Here is a 14,428-nt window from a genome sequence, read left to right on the forward strand (position 1 = left end):
CCGGACTTCCACAGCCCCCGCACAGCTTGACCCTAAAGCCTTCATATGGGCCGCCGGGAAAGTTGAGCCATGACATTCACAGACCAGGCCACAGGAACCCTGCCCCGCTCCACGGCGACGCCGGCCGGCCCGGCGGCCCCCGGGGCACCCTCGGGGCTTGCGCTGGCCGACGCACCCGTCCCGGGCCCGATCGCTGGGGCCCTGACCGGCCCCGGCGGCCGGCGCACGGCCATTGATACGCGCGCCAGCACGCCCCTGCTGGACGTCACCATCCCGGTCTCTAACGAGGAACGGGACCTCGAGGCCTGCCTGCGCCGGCTCCACGCGTACCTGCTCGGCGCCTTCCCGCATTCCTTCCGGATCACCGTGGCGGACAACGCCAGCACCGACGGAACGCTCAAGGCCGCGGAACGGGTAGCCCGCGAGCTGCGCGAAGTGACGGTGGTCCATATGGCAGAAAAGGGCCGCGGAAACGCACTCCGCAAGGTGTGGCTGGCCTCGCCGTCGCCGGTCCTGGCGTACATGGATGTGGATCTTTCCACTGATCTGGCGGCCCTCGGCCCGCTCCTTGCCCCGCTCATTTCCGGGCACTCCGACCTGGCGATCGGGACACGGCTGACCCGCAACTCCCGCGTGGTCCGCGGACCCAAACGGGAATTCATCTCGCGCAGCTACAACTTCCTGCTCCAGGCCCTCATGGGCGCCCACTTCAGTGACGCGCAGTGCGGCTTCAAGGCGATCCGGGCGGACGTGGCCCGGCAACTGCTTCCCCACACGCTGGACAACGCCTGGTTCTTCGACACCGAGCTGCTGGTCCTGGCAGAAAAGTGCGGCCTGCGCGTCCACGAAGTCCCGGTGGACTGGACCGACGACCCGGATTCCAGCGTGGACATCGTTCAGACGGCCCTCGCGGACTTGCGCGGCATGGCACGGTTGAGCCGGGACCTGGTCTCGGGCAGGATCCCGGTTCCCGACCTGCGCGCGGCCCTGGCCCGCGGACCGCTGCCGGCCGCCTCGCGGGCACAGGAACAAAGCCCCGGCGGAAGCCTCTTCGGACAGCTCGTCCGCTTCGGCAGCATCGGGGTGGCCTCCACCCTGGCCTACCTGGCGATTTTCCTGCTCTGCCGCGGGTTCATGGACCCGCAGCTGGCAAACTTCCTCGCGTTGCTCACCACCGCCGTGGCCAACACTGCGGCCAACCGGCGCTTCACGTTCGGCATCCAGGGCGGCAGCCAGGCGGCTCGCCACCATTTTGAGGGGCTGCTGGTCTTCGGCATCGGGCTGGCCCTGACCTCGGGCGCACTCGCCCTCGTTCACGCCGCGTCGGGAGCGGCCCCGGACCGCTGGCTTGAACTGCTCACGGTCACCGCCGCCAACCTGGCCGCCACGGCCGTGAAGTTCCTGCTCTTCCGGTTGGTGGTTTTCCGCCACAGGCCCGCCGCTGCCGTTCCGGCGCCCGGCGCCCCCGATCCTTCCCTCTCCCGCACAGAAAAGGCCAAGTAAATGACGGCAACCATTAGCCCCACCGCCGGAGCCCAGGGCGGTTCCCCGGCCGGCAGGCCGCCGGCCGCCGAGGAACAGCCACACCCGGTTCCCGGAGACGGCGGGACGGCGCCCCATCTGCCCGCGTCCCCGGCGCCGGCCACCCAAGGCCGCCGGGACCGGCTGCTGTTCGGACCGCAGCCCCGCTGGGTGCGGCCCTCGGCAGCGCTGCTCCTGGTGGTCACCGCGGCGTTGTACCTGTGGAATCTGGAGGCCACCGGCTACGCCAACTCCTTCTATGCCGCGGCGATCCAGGCCGGGACCAAGGACTGGACCGCGCTGCTCTTCGGCTCCCTCGACGCCGGCAATGCCATCACGGTGGACAAGCCCCCGGCCGCACTCTGGATTCCCGCCCTCGCGGGACGGATCTTTGGTTTCTCGGCCCTGAGCATGCTCATTCCCCAGGCGCTCATGGGAGTGGCCGCCGTCGGGCTTCTCTACCTGACCATCAAGCGGGTGTCCGGGCCGGCCGCGGGCCTGCTCGCCGGCGGCGCCCTGGCGCTGACCCCGGTGGCCGCCCTGATGTTCCGGTTCAACAACCCGGACGCGATGCTCACCCTGTGCCTGGTGCTGGCGGCCTACCTCACCACCCGCGCCATCGAGAAGGCCGGCTGGAAGTGGCTCGCCGCGGCCGGCGCGGTCATCGGCCTGGCGTTCCTGAGCAAGATGCTGCAGGGCTTCCTGATCGTTCCCGGGCTGGCCCTGGCCTACCTGTGGGCGGCGCCCACCACCCTCGGCCGCCGGCTCCTGCACCTGCTGGCCGCCGCCGCCGGGATCGCCGTCGTTGCCGGCAGCTACGTTGTGCTGTTCCAGCTGACGCCGGCCTCGGTCCGGCCGTACATGGCGGGGTCGGAGACCAACAGCTTCCTGGAACTGACGTTCGGCTACAACGGCCTGGGCCGGATCACCGGGTCAGGCGGGGGCATGCCCGGCGGAGGAAACCTGGGAGGCAACGCCGGCGGCCCGGGAGGCAACGGAAACGTCGGCTTCGGCGGCGCGGCCGGGATCACCCGGATGTTCGGGACCAGCTTCGGCGGCGAGGTGTCCTGGCTGCTGCCGGCGGCCCTGATCCTGCTGGCCGCCGGGCTGTGGTTCACCCGGCGCGAGGCCAGGACCTCAAAAACCCGTGCGGCGCTCCTGCTGTGGGGCGGCTGGCTGGTCATCACTGCGGGAATCTTCAGCTTCATGAGCGGCACCGTGCATCCGTACTACGCCGTGGCGCTGGCGCCCGCCATCGCGGCGCTGGCCGGCATCGGTTCCCTGGAACTGTGGCGGGGCCGGGCCTACTGGCCCGCCCGGGTTGTCCTGGCCGTGACGGTGCTGGCCACCTCGGTCTGGTCCGCCGTGCTCCTGGGCCGCGACCCGTCCTGGCTTCCCGGGCTCCGGGTGATCATCGTGGTCCTGGGCGTGCTCGCCGCCGCGGCCCTGCTCCTGCGGGCGGACGGCATGGCGGCTCTCCCGGCGCGGTTCCGCAAGGCCGCCACGACCGGCGTCGTGATCCTCTGCCTGCTTGCCGGCGGGCTCGGAAGCACCGCGTGGACACTGGCGACCGTCGCCCAGCCGCATTCCGGTTCGATCCCCACGTCGGGCCCCACCGCGTCCGCGATGGGCGGCGGCTTCGGGGCGGCAGGCAGGACCGGCAGTGACGGCATGGGCGGCGGCCCCGGCGGGGAAACGTCCTCGGCGGAGTTGACCGCGCTGCTGAAGTCCTCCGGCGCCAAGTGGTCCGCGATTGTCTCCGGCGCCACCCAGGCCGCGAGCCTGGAACTCGCCACCGGCACCAGCGTGATCGCGCTCGGCGGCTGGAACGGCGGCGACCCCTACCCGACGCTCGCACAGTTCCAGGCGATGGTGGACCGCGGCGAGATCGGCTACTTCATTTCCGGCGGCATGGGCGGCATGGGCGGGGGCCGCGGAGGCAACTCCGAGGTCGCCACCTGGGTCGCGGCCAACTACCAGGCCCAGACCGTGGGCAACGCCACCGTCTACAAACTGGGAGCGTAGACCGCCATGACTGACACCCTGAGCTCCCGCCCCGACACGGCGCCGGCCCGCACGCCGGGGCGGCCGCGGCCGCAAGCCCGGGACCGCCGTCGGCGACTGGAGCCCCCGGCTGCCGGCGGCACGCGCGCCGTCCTTGGCGCCCCGGCCCTGCGGATGCGGCTGGAACTGGCGGGGCTGCTGCTGGCCACGGCCGTGCTGTACCTGTGGAACCTCGGCGCCTCCGGCTGGGCAAACGCGTTCTACTCCGCGGCGGCCCAGGCCGGGTCGCAGGATTGGGCGGCCTGGTTCTTTGGCTCCTCCGACGCCGCCAACGCCATCACCGTGGACAAGCCGCCGGCGTCGCTGTGGGTGATGGGCCTGTCGGTGCGGATCTTCGGGCTGAGCTCCTGGAGCGTCCTGGTGCCGCAGGCGCTCATGGGGGTCGGCACGGTCTGGCTGGTCTATCTGGCCGTCCGCCGGGCCGCGGCCCCCGCCACGGCCGACGCCGGTTTGGCCCACCGCGCGGGGCTCCTCGCCGGTGCGGCCATGGCCCTGACACCGGTCGCCGTGCTGATGTTCCGGTTCAACAACCCCGACGCCCTGCTGGTGCTTCTCATGACCGCGGCCGCCTACGCCGTGTTGCGTTCCATCCAGGACGCGCGCGTGCGCTGGCTGCTGTTCGCCGGGGTGCTGCTGGGCTTCGGGTTCCTCACCAAGCAGCTGCAGGTCCTGCTGGTTGTCCCCGGTTTCGCCGTGGCCTACCTGCTCGCGGCGCCGGCAGCGGCAGGCAGACGCATTCTTCACCTGCTCGGTGCGGGCGCGGCGATGGCCGTCGCCGCCGGGTGGTGGCTGGCCGCCGTCGAACTCATTCCCGCGGCGGACCGCCCGTACATCGGCGGCTCGCAGAACAACTCCATCCTGGAACTGACCCTGGGCTACAACGGCCTGGGCCGGCTGAACGGCGATGAAACCGGGAGTGTGGGCGGCAGCAACGGCTGGGGCACGCCCGGGCTGTTCCGGCTCTTCAACAGCGAGTTCGGCGGCCAGATCGCCTGGCTGCTGCCCTCGGCGCTGCTGCTCGGAGCGGGGCTGCTCTGGCTGGGCCGCCGCGCGCCGCGCACCGACCCGGTACGGGCCTCGGTGATCATCTGGGGCTCCTGGGTTGCCGTTACCGGGCTGACGTTCAGCTTCATGGCCGGGATCATCCACCCGTACTACATGGTGGCGCTGGCGCCCGGGATCGCCGGGCTCGCCGGGCTCGGCGGCGTCCTGCTCTGGCAGCGGCGGAACCAGCCCGTGGCCGCCGCCGTCCTCGCGGTGGCGATCGTAGCGGCCGGCGCCATGGCCGCCGAACTCCTGGTCCGCACCGCGGCGTACATGCCGTGGCTGCGCTGGGTGACGCTGCTGGGCGCGCTCGCCGCCGCCGGCCTCGTGCTGGCCGCAGGGGCCCCGGGCGCCAAGGGGGCCGCGGGGGTGAAAGGGACGGGGATGATGGCGTCCAAGACGGTGGCGCGAACGACGGCGGCGCTCGCCGTCGCCGCGGCCCTCGCCGGTCCGCTGGCCTACTCGCTGTCCACCGCGGCCACGGCCCACAGCGGCTCGATTGTCAGCGCCGGGCCGGCCGTGTCCGGACGGGGCGGGGCCGGGATACCGCCGGCCCTCGGCGGCGCGGCAGGAGGCGGCTTCGGCGGTGCCACGACGGCCAACGGCACAGGCACAGGCACAGGCCGCGGACCAGGGGCGGGCGGAATGGGCGGCCTGCTCGGGGCCAGCACGCCGTCGGCGGCGCTCGTGGCCGCGCTGCAGACAGATGCCGGGACCTACACGTGGGCCGCCGCCGTCGTCGGATCCAACAACGCCGCCGGCTACCAACTGGCGACGCAGCTCCCGGTGATGGCCGTGGGCGGGTTCAACGGCACGGACCCCGCACCGACCCTGGCGCAGTTCCAGCAATACGTGGCCGACGGCAGGATCCACTACTTCATTGCCGGGCGCCTGATGCAGGGCGAAAGCGGAGCCAACGACGCCGCGCAGATTGCCGCCTGGGTGCAGGACAACTTCACCGCCCGGACCGTGGGCGGGACCAGCGTGTACCTGCTGGCCGGGTAGGCGGGCGCCGCCGTCAGGTCCGGGCCGGGCAGCGGCGGGCTAGAAGGTGGGGGCTAGAAAGTGAAGGACAGGGTGCGCAGGCCGGCGCCGGTGACGTGTGTGGTCACGGCCACCCCGGAGTAGTCGGGAATGTGCAGCACACCGTCCGGCAGTTCGCCGGCATTGGGCCCCACGGCCACGGTCCGGACGCCGGCGGCGATGCCCGCGGCAATGCCTGCCGGGGCATCCTCGAACACCACCGCATCGGCCGGGGCGACACCCAGCAGGGAGGCCGCCCGGAGGTATCCCTCAGGGTGGGGCTTGCCCCGCATGACGTCCTCCGATGTGACCGAGACGGCCGGGACGCCGATCCCCGCGGCTGCCATCCGGACCCCGGCCAGGTCCCGTGACGCGCTCGTCACCAGCGCCACGGCATCCGGCGGCAGGCTCGCCAGCAGCTCCGGCGCGCCGGGAACCGGAACAATGCCCCGGGTCTCGGCCAGCTCCATCCGGCCGAGCTCGGCCGCGAGGGCCTGGATGTCGGAACCGGCCGGAGCAAACCTGCGGACGGTGTCCATGGCCTGGACGCCATGGGAGGAGCGCAGGATCTCGCCGATGTCCAGGCCGTAGCGGGCCGCAAACGTGGTCCACACCTGCTCCACGATGCTGGTGGAATCCACCAGCGTGCCGTCCATATCGAACAGGACGGCGCGGGCGGTCAGGGTGGTGGTGCCGGAACGGGATGCAGAGCTCATGCCTCCATCCTGCCGCATGGCCCCGGGTCAGCCTCCCGCGCGGAGCCTGCCGGGATCAGCCGTTGGGCCGGTGGGGGATGTACTGCACTGCCCACTTGTTGCCGTCAGGGTCGGCGAAGTGGACAAAGTGCCCCCAGTCCTGGACGTCGACGTCGCTGACGTCCACTCCGTTGTCCTTGAGCTGCTTGTGCGCGGCCTGGATGTCGCTGACCACAAGCTGCAGGCTCGGTGCGGTACCGGGCGGGGCGTCGTTGAGGCCCTCACCGATGGCAATCGAGCAGCCGGAGCCCGGAGGCGTCAACTGGACAAACCGGAGGCCCTCCATGGGCCGTTCGTCGTAGTCGGCGTTGAAGCCCACCTTATTGACGTAGAAATCCTTGGCCCGGTCCACATCGGACACCGGCACAAACACGAGTTCAAGTTTCCAATCCATGGCGCACAGGCTAGCGCGGTCCGCGGCGACGCGGAAGGGATCCTCCGTGTTGCGCCTCGGCGGCGCCGCTCCTAGCCGGCGATGCCGTACAGGCGGTCTCCGGCGTCGCCCAGGCCGGGCACGATGTAGGACTTCTCGTTGAGCTTCTCGTCGATCGAGGCCAGCACGATCGTGACGTTGGCCTCTGAAAGCTCTTCCTCCAGCTTGGCCAGGCCCTCCGGGGCGGCAAGCAGGCAGATGCAGGTGACGTCGGAGGCGCCGCGCTTGAAGAGGAACTTGATGGCCTCGCGCAGGGTCCCGCCGGTGGCCAGCATGGGATCGAGGACGAAGATCTGCCGGTCCGTGAGGTCCTCGGGGAGGCGCTCGGCGTAGGTGATGATGTCCAGGGTCTCTTCGTCCCGGGCCATGCCCAGGAAGCCGACCTCGGCCGTGGGGACCAGCTTGGTCATGCCCTCGAGCATGCCCAGCCCCGCCCGGAGGATCGGGACCACCAGCGGGGTCGGCTTGGTGAACGCGGTGCCGACGGTGGTGCTGACGGGGGTCTCGATGGTCACCGGTTCGGTGCGGACGTCACGCGTGGCTTCGTACGCGAGGAGCGTGACAAGCTCCTCGGTGAGCTGGCGGAAGACCGGGGACGGGGTGTTCTTGTCCCGCAGAACGGTGAGCTTATGGGCGACCAGCGGGTGGTCCACAACGAGAGTGCGCATGGGTCAAAACTATCACCCGGATGCTGAGGACCGTCCCGCGGGGCCGGAGGTATCGGCGTCGTTCGTCCCTGCCTGTGCAGTGCCGACGGCACTGCCTTTGGTGGCGCCTTCATGCAGGTGGGCGGGATGCTCAAAAGTCGGCGCGTCGCCGGCGTGTTCGCGGTGCCGGAGCACGTGGAAGAGCCGGTGGGCCAGGATCACGATCCCCACCCACGCCAGACCAATGACCCACCCGACGATCACATCCGTCATCCAGTGATGGCCCAGGTAGACCCTGCTCAGGCCCATCGCGACGATGAAGATCACACCAGCGGCGATCAGGGCGATCCGGGCGCCGGTCCGCTTGATGTGCAGGCAGGCCAGGTACACCACGAGCGCGATCACCACCGTGGTGTTCAGCGTGTGGCCGCTCGGGAACGACGGCGAGTTCTCGTAGGGCGGCACGGCGTCGGCATGGTCCGGGCGGGTCCGGCCGATCAGTTTCTTGCCCAGGGACGTGGCCGTCACGGAGACCGCGGCTGCGCCGCCGATCAGGATCAGCGGCCGCCACGACCGGGAGGTGTAGATGAGCACTGCCGTGAGGATGCTGGCCAGGATGGGCATCCCGATGCCGCCGCCGATGTTGGTGAATCCCGTGATGAACGCGTCGAGGCCGGGGTTGCGAAGCTGCTCCATGAACGCCAGCGCCGGCTTGTCCAGGTTCGCCAGGCCCGCGTCGTCCACCACGTTGTCGTAGACCTCGGCACTCGTCAGGGCCAGGATCACCACCACCACGCCGCCGATCAGCATGGTGATCCACAGCGCCGCGTAGGGCACCACCCATTTGCCCCAGCGCTCCGTCAGCCAGTTCTCTGTTCTGGTGGTCACGGCCGTCTCCCGAATATTTGACTATTTGAACCCGTGGACTGCGCAGCCGGGCTGCACAGCATGCTTAGGATCGAAACTATCATTGACCCATGACTGCCCCTGAGCCCCGCCATGCCCAGTGGATGGGCCTTGCCCTGGTTGAGGCCCGGAATGCCCTGGCCACCGCAGACGTGCCGATCGGCGCCGTCGTGATCGGGCCGGACGGTTCGGTGCTGGGCACCGGGCGAAACGAACGCGAGGCCCTCGGAGACCCGACGGCCCACGCCGAGATGGTCGCCATCCGGGAGGCCGCCGCGCGGTTGCGGTCGCACCGGGCCCTGGAGGGCAAGGGCGACGACGGCTGGCGGCTGGAGGACTGCACGCTGGTGGTGACGCTGGAACCCTGCGCGATGTGCGCTGGAGCGATCGTCCTCGCCAGGATTCCGCGGGTGGTGTTCGGTGCCTGGGACGAGAAGGCCGGCGCCGCTGGTTCCGTGTTCGACATCCTCCGCGAGCGCCGGCTCAACCACTGGGTGGAAGTGGTTGCAGGCGTCCGTGAGCAGGAGTGCGCAGCGCTGCTGCGGGACTTCTTCGCCGGGCACCGCGCCTGATCCGTTCCGGCTAGCCTGCGCCGCCGGCAGATGACGCGCCAGCCGGTGACGCTGAGGCTGCCGCGGAAGCCGCGAGCCCATCGATCCGCTTCTGCCGGGAGGCCGGAGAGTCCAGGCTGAAGGCCCGGAAATCACCGAGGTCCTCGCGGATCCAGGCTTCCACCTCGGCGATCCGCTGCGTCACCGCGGGCGTGGGGCCGTGGAACAGCCAGGGCACGATCCGTTCCTGGGCCGGATCGTACTGCCAGAGTCCGATGATCAGGCCGCGGTCCAGGATCGGGTGGTCCGGGAGATCCGCCTGCAGCGCGAGCGACCCCAGTGCCGGCTTGTGCAGGTCCTCCTCGGCCAGCAGGTCCGCCGCGTTGCGGCGCAGCAGGAACAGGGAATCCGTTCCTGCCAGCAGCTGGATCTGTTCCCCCGCCGGCTCCTCGAAGGCGGCGAGGTTGCCGAGGTCCTCGGGCAGCATCCACAGCGGGTCCCCGCCGCCGGCGGCATGTGACCCGGCCATTACTGTGGACAAGGCGGTGGGCACCTCGACGGCGCCGACGGCGGCGAGGGCCGCCTTGCTTTGCGCCACGGTGAACCCCGTAAACCATTGCGACTGTTTGAAGGTGGCCCCGCCGGTCCAGCCCAGGTAGCGGCGGATCAGCTCAGTGCGCGCATCCTCGTCGTCAAGATCGCTGGGCGGCAGGCCCCACGGCTGGTAGGCGTAGCGCTGCTGGTCCAGGCGCCCGTTCGCCGGGACCCGGCGGATCCGTCCGTCGGACTGCAGGATCCCCAGGGCGGTAGGCAACGTGGTGGTGGCGCCCTTCTTCTTGCCTTCCTCGCCAAGGTTGCGCACTGAATCGCCGAGCTCGTCCTTGAGCTGCCGCGGATCCATGGGCCCCTCCGCCTCGGCGAGGGTGTGCAGCACCTGCTCTTCCAGCAACGTGATCTCGCCGCGGTCCACGCCGAGCCGGCCGACCACCTTGAACGCGGACTCGGCCGCGTCCCGGCCCAGCTGAAGCGCCCAGGCGAAGTCTTCCCGGCCCAGGACGTACGTGCAGCCGCGGGCGGCCGGAAGTTCCAGGATCCGGTGGGCGAGGACGTCGGCGTCCACCTCGTCGCGGCGGATCCCGGCGCGGGCAAAGAGCGTGAGGTAGGGGTTGGCGCCGCCCACGGACCGGGCCCAGCCTGCCCGGGCAAGGACCTGCTCCGCCGTCCAGCCAGCCAGCGAGCCATCCAGGCCCTGCCGGTGCCAGGACCATGCCCGGAGCCGCTCCGGGGTCAGGCTCTGCGGCTCCGGCAGGTTGACGGGCTTTTCTACCGACGGCGATTGCGTGGCGACAGGGTGGGTGCTCATGGGCTCATTCTCCAACAGCTTCTCTGTCAGCGGTATCAAGAAGCCGTATCAACCCGCGCCGTCTGGTTTCTGGGTGCCTCTGTTTCACCGAGTTCCGCGGTTTCCGCGGTTTCGGTAGGTTCCGTCGGTTCCGTTGGTTCCGTGGGTTCCGTCGGTTCCGTCGACAGGAAGCCCAGAACGGTCCGGGCGGTGGCGTCCCAGCCGGGCAACCGGCCCCGGGCGGCCGCTGCCGCCTCCCGCCAGCGGTCCCTGAGGCCGGGGTCGTCCAGCCAGCGGCGGAGCAGGTCCGCCAGCGGAGCGGGGTCCGTTCCGAGCCCGACGGCGGCGCCCGGCAACCCGGGCGCCGGAAAGTCCGGCGGGCTGTCCGGCGTCGGAGTGCCGGCCGCCGGCGGCCCGGGCAGGGTGCCGGCGGCGAGCGCCTCGACGGCTCCGGTGCCCTCGCGCACCACCACGGGAATGCCGCGGGCCAGCGATTCGGTGACCACCAGGCCGTAGGTTTCGGCCCGGGAGATCAGCAGGCTGAGATCGGCCGCATCCCACTCAGCATCCAGTGCCGGGCCCCGGAGCTCGCCCGGGATGCGGACCCTCCCGGCCAGGCCCAGGCGTTCCACGGACTTCCGGAGCTGCGCGGCGTAGGCCGGATCGGCGGTGTCCGAGCCGATGAGGGACGCCGTCCAGGGCACAACCGTGAGCCGGGCGAGCGCGTCCAGCAGGAGCGACTGGTCCTTGTTCGGCAGCAGGGCCGCCACGGCAATGAGGTGCGGAGCGCCGGCGGACCGGCTGCCGGCCGCGAGCGGCGCGGGGGCGGTCCCGGGCAGGGCCACCCGGAGGCCGTCGAGGCCGTGGCGGGCGCGGATGCCCGCCGCGGCCGAACCGCTCGTGCAGATGACGCCGGCAGCGGCCCGCAGGGCCCTGCGTTCGCGCTCGGGGTGGTCCGGCAGGGGCATGTGCAGCAGGACCCAGACCCGGACCCCGGCCGCAGCAGCCGCTTCCAGCTCGTCGGGCGCACCGCAGGCCAGAAGGCTGTCGACCATCATCACCGTGTCCCAGGTTGCGGTGCCGGCAGTTGCAGGGCCGCCTCCCCCGGCCTGGCCGCCGTCGGGCCCCGCGTGCAGCAGCGTGGCCAGGCGCCGCCGGTCCCCCGCGCTGCCTCCCGGCCAGTCGCCGTCGAGCGGGCAGGTTTTCACCGCGGCACCGAGGGCCGCCAGTTCGGCGGCGAGCGCCGCGTTGTAGACGTTGCCACCGGAGTTGTGCCGGACGTTGCCGGGCACCACAAGACGGATACGAGGGCTGGCCGGCGGCATCAGCGGGGCCTAGCGGGCGTCGAAGTCCAGCGAGTAGCTGGCCCAGGCATCGGGAGTCTCGCGCAGGGTGACGTCCAGCCCGGCGAGGTCGCGCCCGTCGTTGCCGACGCGGATCTGGGCGGCGACGGCGTCGGCGATGTACCGGGCGAGGGCTTCGGTGGTACTCAGCTTGCCGGAGAAGTCCGGGTGCTCGTCGAGGTTCTTGTAGTTCAGCTCGTCCAGGATCTCGTCCACCGCTTCCCCTGCCGCGCCGATGTCCAGCACAATCGCGTCGTCATTGAGCTCACGACGGCGGAAGGTCACCTCCGTGACGAACGTGGCCCCGTGCAGGCCCTGGGCCGGGCCGAAGACCTCGCGCGGAAGGCTGTGGGCGATCATGAAATTGCGGCGGACGGTCAGACTAAACACGGGCTACCTCGTGGCTTCGGTGGGCTGGGCGGCGGATTTGAACTCAGTGGGCTGGGCGGCGGATTGAGCGTCCCAGGACGGGTATTCGATGACGTGGCACAGGGCGTCCAGGTTGCCGTCGGCGAGGCGCTGGACGACGCCGGGGAGCTCTGCGAACGTCGAGGAGCCGGTCAGGAAGACATCGAAGACCGGATCCTGCAGTAGGGACACGGCGAGCGCGAGACGCTCGGCGTTGGTGCGGCGGTGCCGGCGGGCGCGGGCCACCATCCCCACTTGGCTGGCGCGGATGGACAGCCGGCGGGCGTGGAAGTCCTCCCCCAATGGGAGGGAGATTTTCCGGTCGGCGTACCAGGACATTTCGATGATGTCGCCGTCGTCGCCCACCAGCTGCAGGCTTCGTTGCAGTCCTTCCTGCGAGGCCGAGCAGTGGATCACGATGTCGCAGTCCGGGAGGGCGTCGTCGGGGTGGCTGAAGTCGACGCCGAGGGCGTCCGCGAACGCCCGTTTGGCGGGGTCGACGTCGATCAGCTGCAGCCGCGCGAGCGGAAAGCCGGCCAGGAGTTTGGCCACCATACCGCCGACCAGTCCGGCCCCAATCACAGCAACCCTGTCGCCCAGGCGGGGTCCGGCCTCCCAGAGTCCGTTGATCGCGGTTTCCACGGTGCCGGTGAGCACTGCGCGGCGGGCCGGGACGCCGTCGGGAATGATGGTGAGGGCTTCGACCGGGACGATGAAGCGGTCCTGGTGCGGATAGAGGCAGAATACGGTCTTCCCGGCCCAGCCCTCCGGTCCGTCCTCGACCACCCCCACGGTGAGGTAGCCGAACTTCACCGGGTACGGGAAGGACCCCTCCTGGTTGGGGGCGGCCATCGCGTTGGCGACGCACTCCGGGACGCTCGCGTGGTGGACTACCAGTTCGGTGCCCTTGCTGATGCCCGAATACAGAGTCCGGACCAACGCCTCCCCGGGGCCGGGGGCGGGCAGGTCCTCCCTGCGGAGCTCGCCTTGTTCGGGGCCGACGGTCCAATAGGCGGTGGCCGTGGCGTGCTGTTCAGAAGTCGTCATTGTGCTTACGAATCTAGTGCCCGGGCTGTTCGCGGGGAAGGGTGCCGGGTTCCGGCGAGTCGGCGGGCGGGTGCCGTTGGGGCTCGTTTTGTGGATGGGCGCCTTGCTCCGGTACCCTAGTCAGGTTGGTGACGTGTCCGAGCGGCCGAAGGTGCAACACTCGAAATGTTGTTTGGTGTAAAAGCCAACGTGGGTTCAAATCCCACCGTCACCGCCACGTAGCGAGGCCCCTGCTTCCCTTTGTTTACAAGGGAAGCAGGGGCCTTTGCTTTGCCCGGATTTAGGGGTTGCCCACACTAACCAGTGAGACGACGTGATCCAGCGAGTCCGACACTGAGTCCAGGTCGCCGTCAAACAGGTCTGCGTGAACGCCAACGTGATGGGGGCCGGGGTCGCTTCGACTCCGGCCCTCGTTCTTGCTTGAACACGGCCCGGCCGTCTCGGCACAGCGCACGGCGTCGCCTACCATCGGGAGCATGACGATCAGGGTGGACGACGAAGGCAACCTCTACACAATGAACGATTGCTACAGCTGCGACAACGAGGGACCTCATTACTCGTCCTTCGTCGTAAACGGGAGCCCCGTCTTCCAGTGCGCGCGGTGCATGGGCCCGGTCAGCGACACTTCGCCGGCCCCATCGACCTGGCTGCCGGGAGCCAAGGGGTAGGGGCGTCACAATCCCTACAGCTGGCCAAGGAAACGCGAGTTGCCGGCCGTGATGTATCTCCCCCGGGAAGACAGGGGGGTCGAGCGCACGAAAGGCGTCACGTTGGCTGAATCAGCGCGGCAAGCCCCGCGGTAACGCGGCAGTGACAGAACATTTGTGAACGGTGAGGGCAACCGCAAGTTGGGGCCCTCTGGGCGTAGCAACGCCGGGGCAACGCGCAGTTTGCGATCGAAGCACTCACCGAGGCGGCTGAGTCTCCGGTCAACCAGGCCTAGACCGACATTGAGACCCACAATCCGACGCATGCGCCCGGGTGAGGAGACCGTCGGGACCAGCCGCCGGAGACGGTGGTCGAGGATGCCATCACCTGCTACGATCCCCAGAATCCCCACGACCGCATGCAAGCCGCAATCACTCTGGAGGTTCGCGATGCCGGACACCACCTGCCACATGTCGATCTCGCTGGATGGCTTCGTCGCCGGGCCGGACCAGAGCCGCGAGAACCCCCTGGGCAAGCGGGGGCTGGAACTGCACGGCTGGCACATCGGCGACCCGCGGGCCAACGATGCCGACAAGGTCGCGAACGAGTGGCTCATGCGCCCACGGGGCGCGTATGTGATGGGTCGGAACATGTTCGGCCCGGTCCGCGGGGACTGGGATGAGGACTGGACAGGGT

The 14,428-nt window shown here is 70.3% G+C and carries 14 protein-coding genes and 1 tRNA gene; 7 read left to right on the plus strand and 8 right to left on the minus strand.

Annotation, left to right across the window (positions count from 1 at the left end; translation table 11 throughout):
* Positions 1-69 precede the first annotated feature (69 nt).
* Genes AC1DFR_RS21290 through AC1DFR_RS21300 form a run of 3 tightly spaced genes read left to right on the plus strand, consistent with a single transcriptional unit; the run spans position 70 to position 5,634 of the window.
* On the plus strand, positions 70-1,503 hold the full coding sequence (locus tag AC1DFR_RS21290) for a bifunctional glycosyltransferase family 2/GtrA family protein (protein WP_476874421.1): 1,434 nt from the start codon (positions 70-72) through the stop codon (positions 1,501-1,503).
* Positions 1,504-3,546: a glycosyltransferase family 39 protein gene (locus AC1DFR_RS21295; RefSeq protein ID WP_476874422.1), complete on the plus strand. Its 2,043-nt coding sequence runs from the start codon at positions 1,504-1,506 to the stop codon at positions 3,544-3,546. It begins immediately after the preceding gene.
* 6 nt (positions 3,547-3,552) lie between these two features.
* Positions 3,553-5,634: an ArnT family glycosyltransferase gene (locus AC1DFR_RS21300; protein WP_476874423.1), complete on the plus strand. Its 2,082-nt coding sequence runs from the start codon at positions 3,553-3,555 to the stop codon at positions 5,632-5,634.
* A 53-nt stretch (positions 5,635-5,687) separates the two neighbouring features.
* On the opposite strand, the gene AC1DFR_RS21305 is transcribed toward AC1DFR_RS21300, so the two are convergent.
* The 4 genes from AC1DFR_RS21305 to AC1DFR_RS21320 all read right to left on the minus strand — a co-directional run bounded on the left by AC1DFR_RS21305 (position 5,688) and on the right by AC1DFR_RS21320 (position 8,375).
* Positions 5,688-6,368 carry an HAD-IA family hydrolase gene (locus AC1DFR_RS21305; RefSeq protein ID WP_476850628.1) on the minus strand — a complete coding sequence of 227 codons (681 nt, stop codon included), beginning with the start codon at positions 6,366-6,368 and terminating at the stop codon, positions 5,688-5,690.
* A 55-nt stretch (positions 6,369-6,423) separates the two neighbouring features.
* Positions 6,424-6,801, minus strand: a complete 378-nt coding sequence (locus AC1DFR_RS21310) for a glyoxalase superfamily protein (RefSeq protein ID WP_026266579.1) — start codon at positions 6,799-6,801, stop codon at positions 6,424-6,426.
* Positions 6,802-6,872: 71 nt separating this feature from the next.
* Positions 6,873-7,508 (minus strand): uracil phosphoribosyltransferase, encoded by a 636-nt coding sequence (upp, locus tag AC1DFR_RS21315; protein ID WP_018774274.1) that lies wholly within the window; start codon positions 7,506-7,508, stop codon positions 6,873-6,875.
* Positions 7,509-7,520: 12 nt separating this feature from the next.
* Entirely contained in the window at positions 7,521-8,375 is an 855-nt protein-coding gene (locus AC1DFR_RS21320) for a phosphatase PAP2 family protein (RefSeq protein WP_230008678.1), read from the minus strand.
* An 89-nt stretch (positions 8,376-8,464) separates the two neighbouring features.
* Between AC1DFR_RS21320 and AC1DFR_RS21325 the strand changes: the two genes are divergently transcribed.
* The gene (locus AC1DFR_RS21325; RefSeq protein ID WP_230008679.1) at positions 8,465-8,965 is read left to right on the plus strand and encodes a nucleoside deaminase; all 501 of its coding nucleotides are present in this window, start codon (positions 8,465-8,467) and stop codon (positions 8,963-8,965) included.
* Positions 8,966-8,975: 10 nt separating this feature from the next.
* On the opposite strand, the gene AC1DFR_RS21330 is transcribed toward AC1DFR_RS21325, so the two are convergent.
* Genes AC1DFR_RS21330 through AC1DFR_RS21345 form a run of 4 tightly spaced genes read right to left on the minus strand, consistent with a single transcriptional unit; the run spans position 8,976 to position 13,084 of the window.
* Positions 8,976-10,307, minus strand: coding sequence for a DNA glycosylase AlkZ-like family protein (locus AC1DFR_RS21330; RefSeq protein WP_476874424.1), 1,332 nt, complete (start codon positions 10,305-10,307; stop codon positions 8,976-8,978).
* A 35-nt stretch (positions 10,308-10,342) separates the two neighbouring features.
* Entirely contained in the window at positions 10,343-11,611 is a 1,269-nt protein-coding gene (locus tag AC1DFR_RS21335) for a glycosyltransferase (protein ID WP_476874425.1), read from the minus strand.
* Positions 11,612-11,620: 9 nt separating this feature from the next.
* On the minus strand, positions 11,621-12,019 hold the full coding sequence (locus tag AC1DFR_RS21340) for a 6-pyruvoyl trahydropterin synthase family protein (protein WP_476874426.1): 399 nt from the start codon (positions 12,017-12,019) through the stop codon (positions 11,621-11,623).
* Between the two features lie 3 nt (positions 12,020-12,022).
* A complete protein-coding gene (locus AC1DFR_RS21345; RefSeq protein WP_476874427.1) occupies positions 12,023-13,084 on the minus strand; it encodes a zinc-dependent alcohol dehydrogenase in 1,062 nt (353 codons plus the stop codon).
* Positions 13,085-13,211: 127 nt separating this feature from the next.
* On the opposite strand from AC1DFR_RS21345, the gene AC1DFR_RS21350 reads away from it, so the two are divergent.
* From AC1DFR_RS21350 to AC1DFR_RS21360, 3 genes are all read left to right on the plus strand, one after another.
* Positions 13,212-13,301 (plus strand) — tRNA-Ser (locus tag AC1DFR_RS21350).
* A gap of 259 nt (positions 13,302-13,560) precedes the next feature.
* Complete coding sequence (locus AC1DFR_RS21355; RefSeq protein ID WP_476850634.1) at positions 13,561-13,752, plus strand: hypothetical protein; 192 nt, start codon at positions 13,561-13,563, stop codon at positions 13,750-13,752.
* A gap of 429 nt (positions 13,753-14,181) precedes the next feature.
* The coding region (locus AC1DFR_RS21360; protein ID WP_476874428.1) for a dihydrofolate reductase family protein at positions 14,182-14,428 on the plus strand (247 nt) is incomplete at its 3' end.

Source organism: Arthrobacter sp. 05T410 (assembly GCF_056396505.1).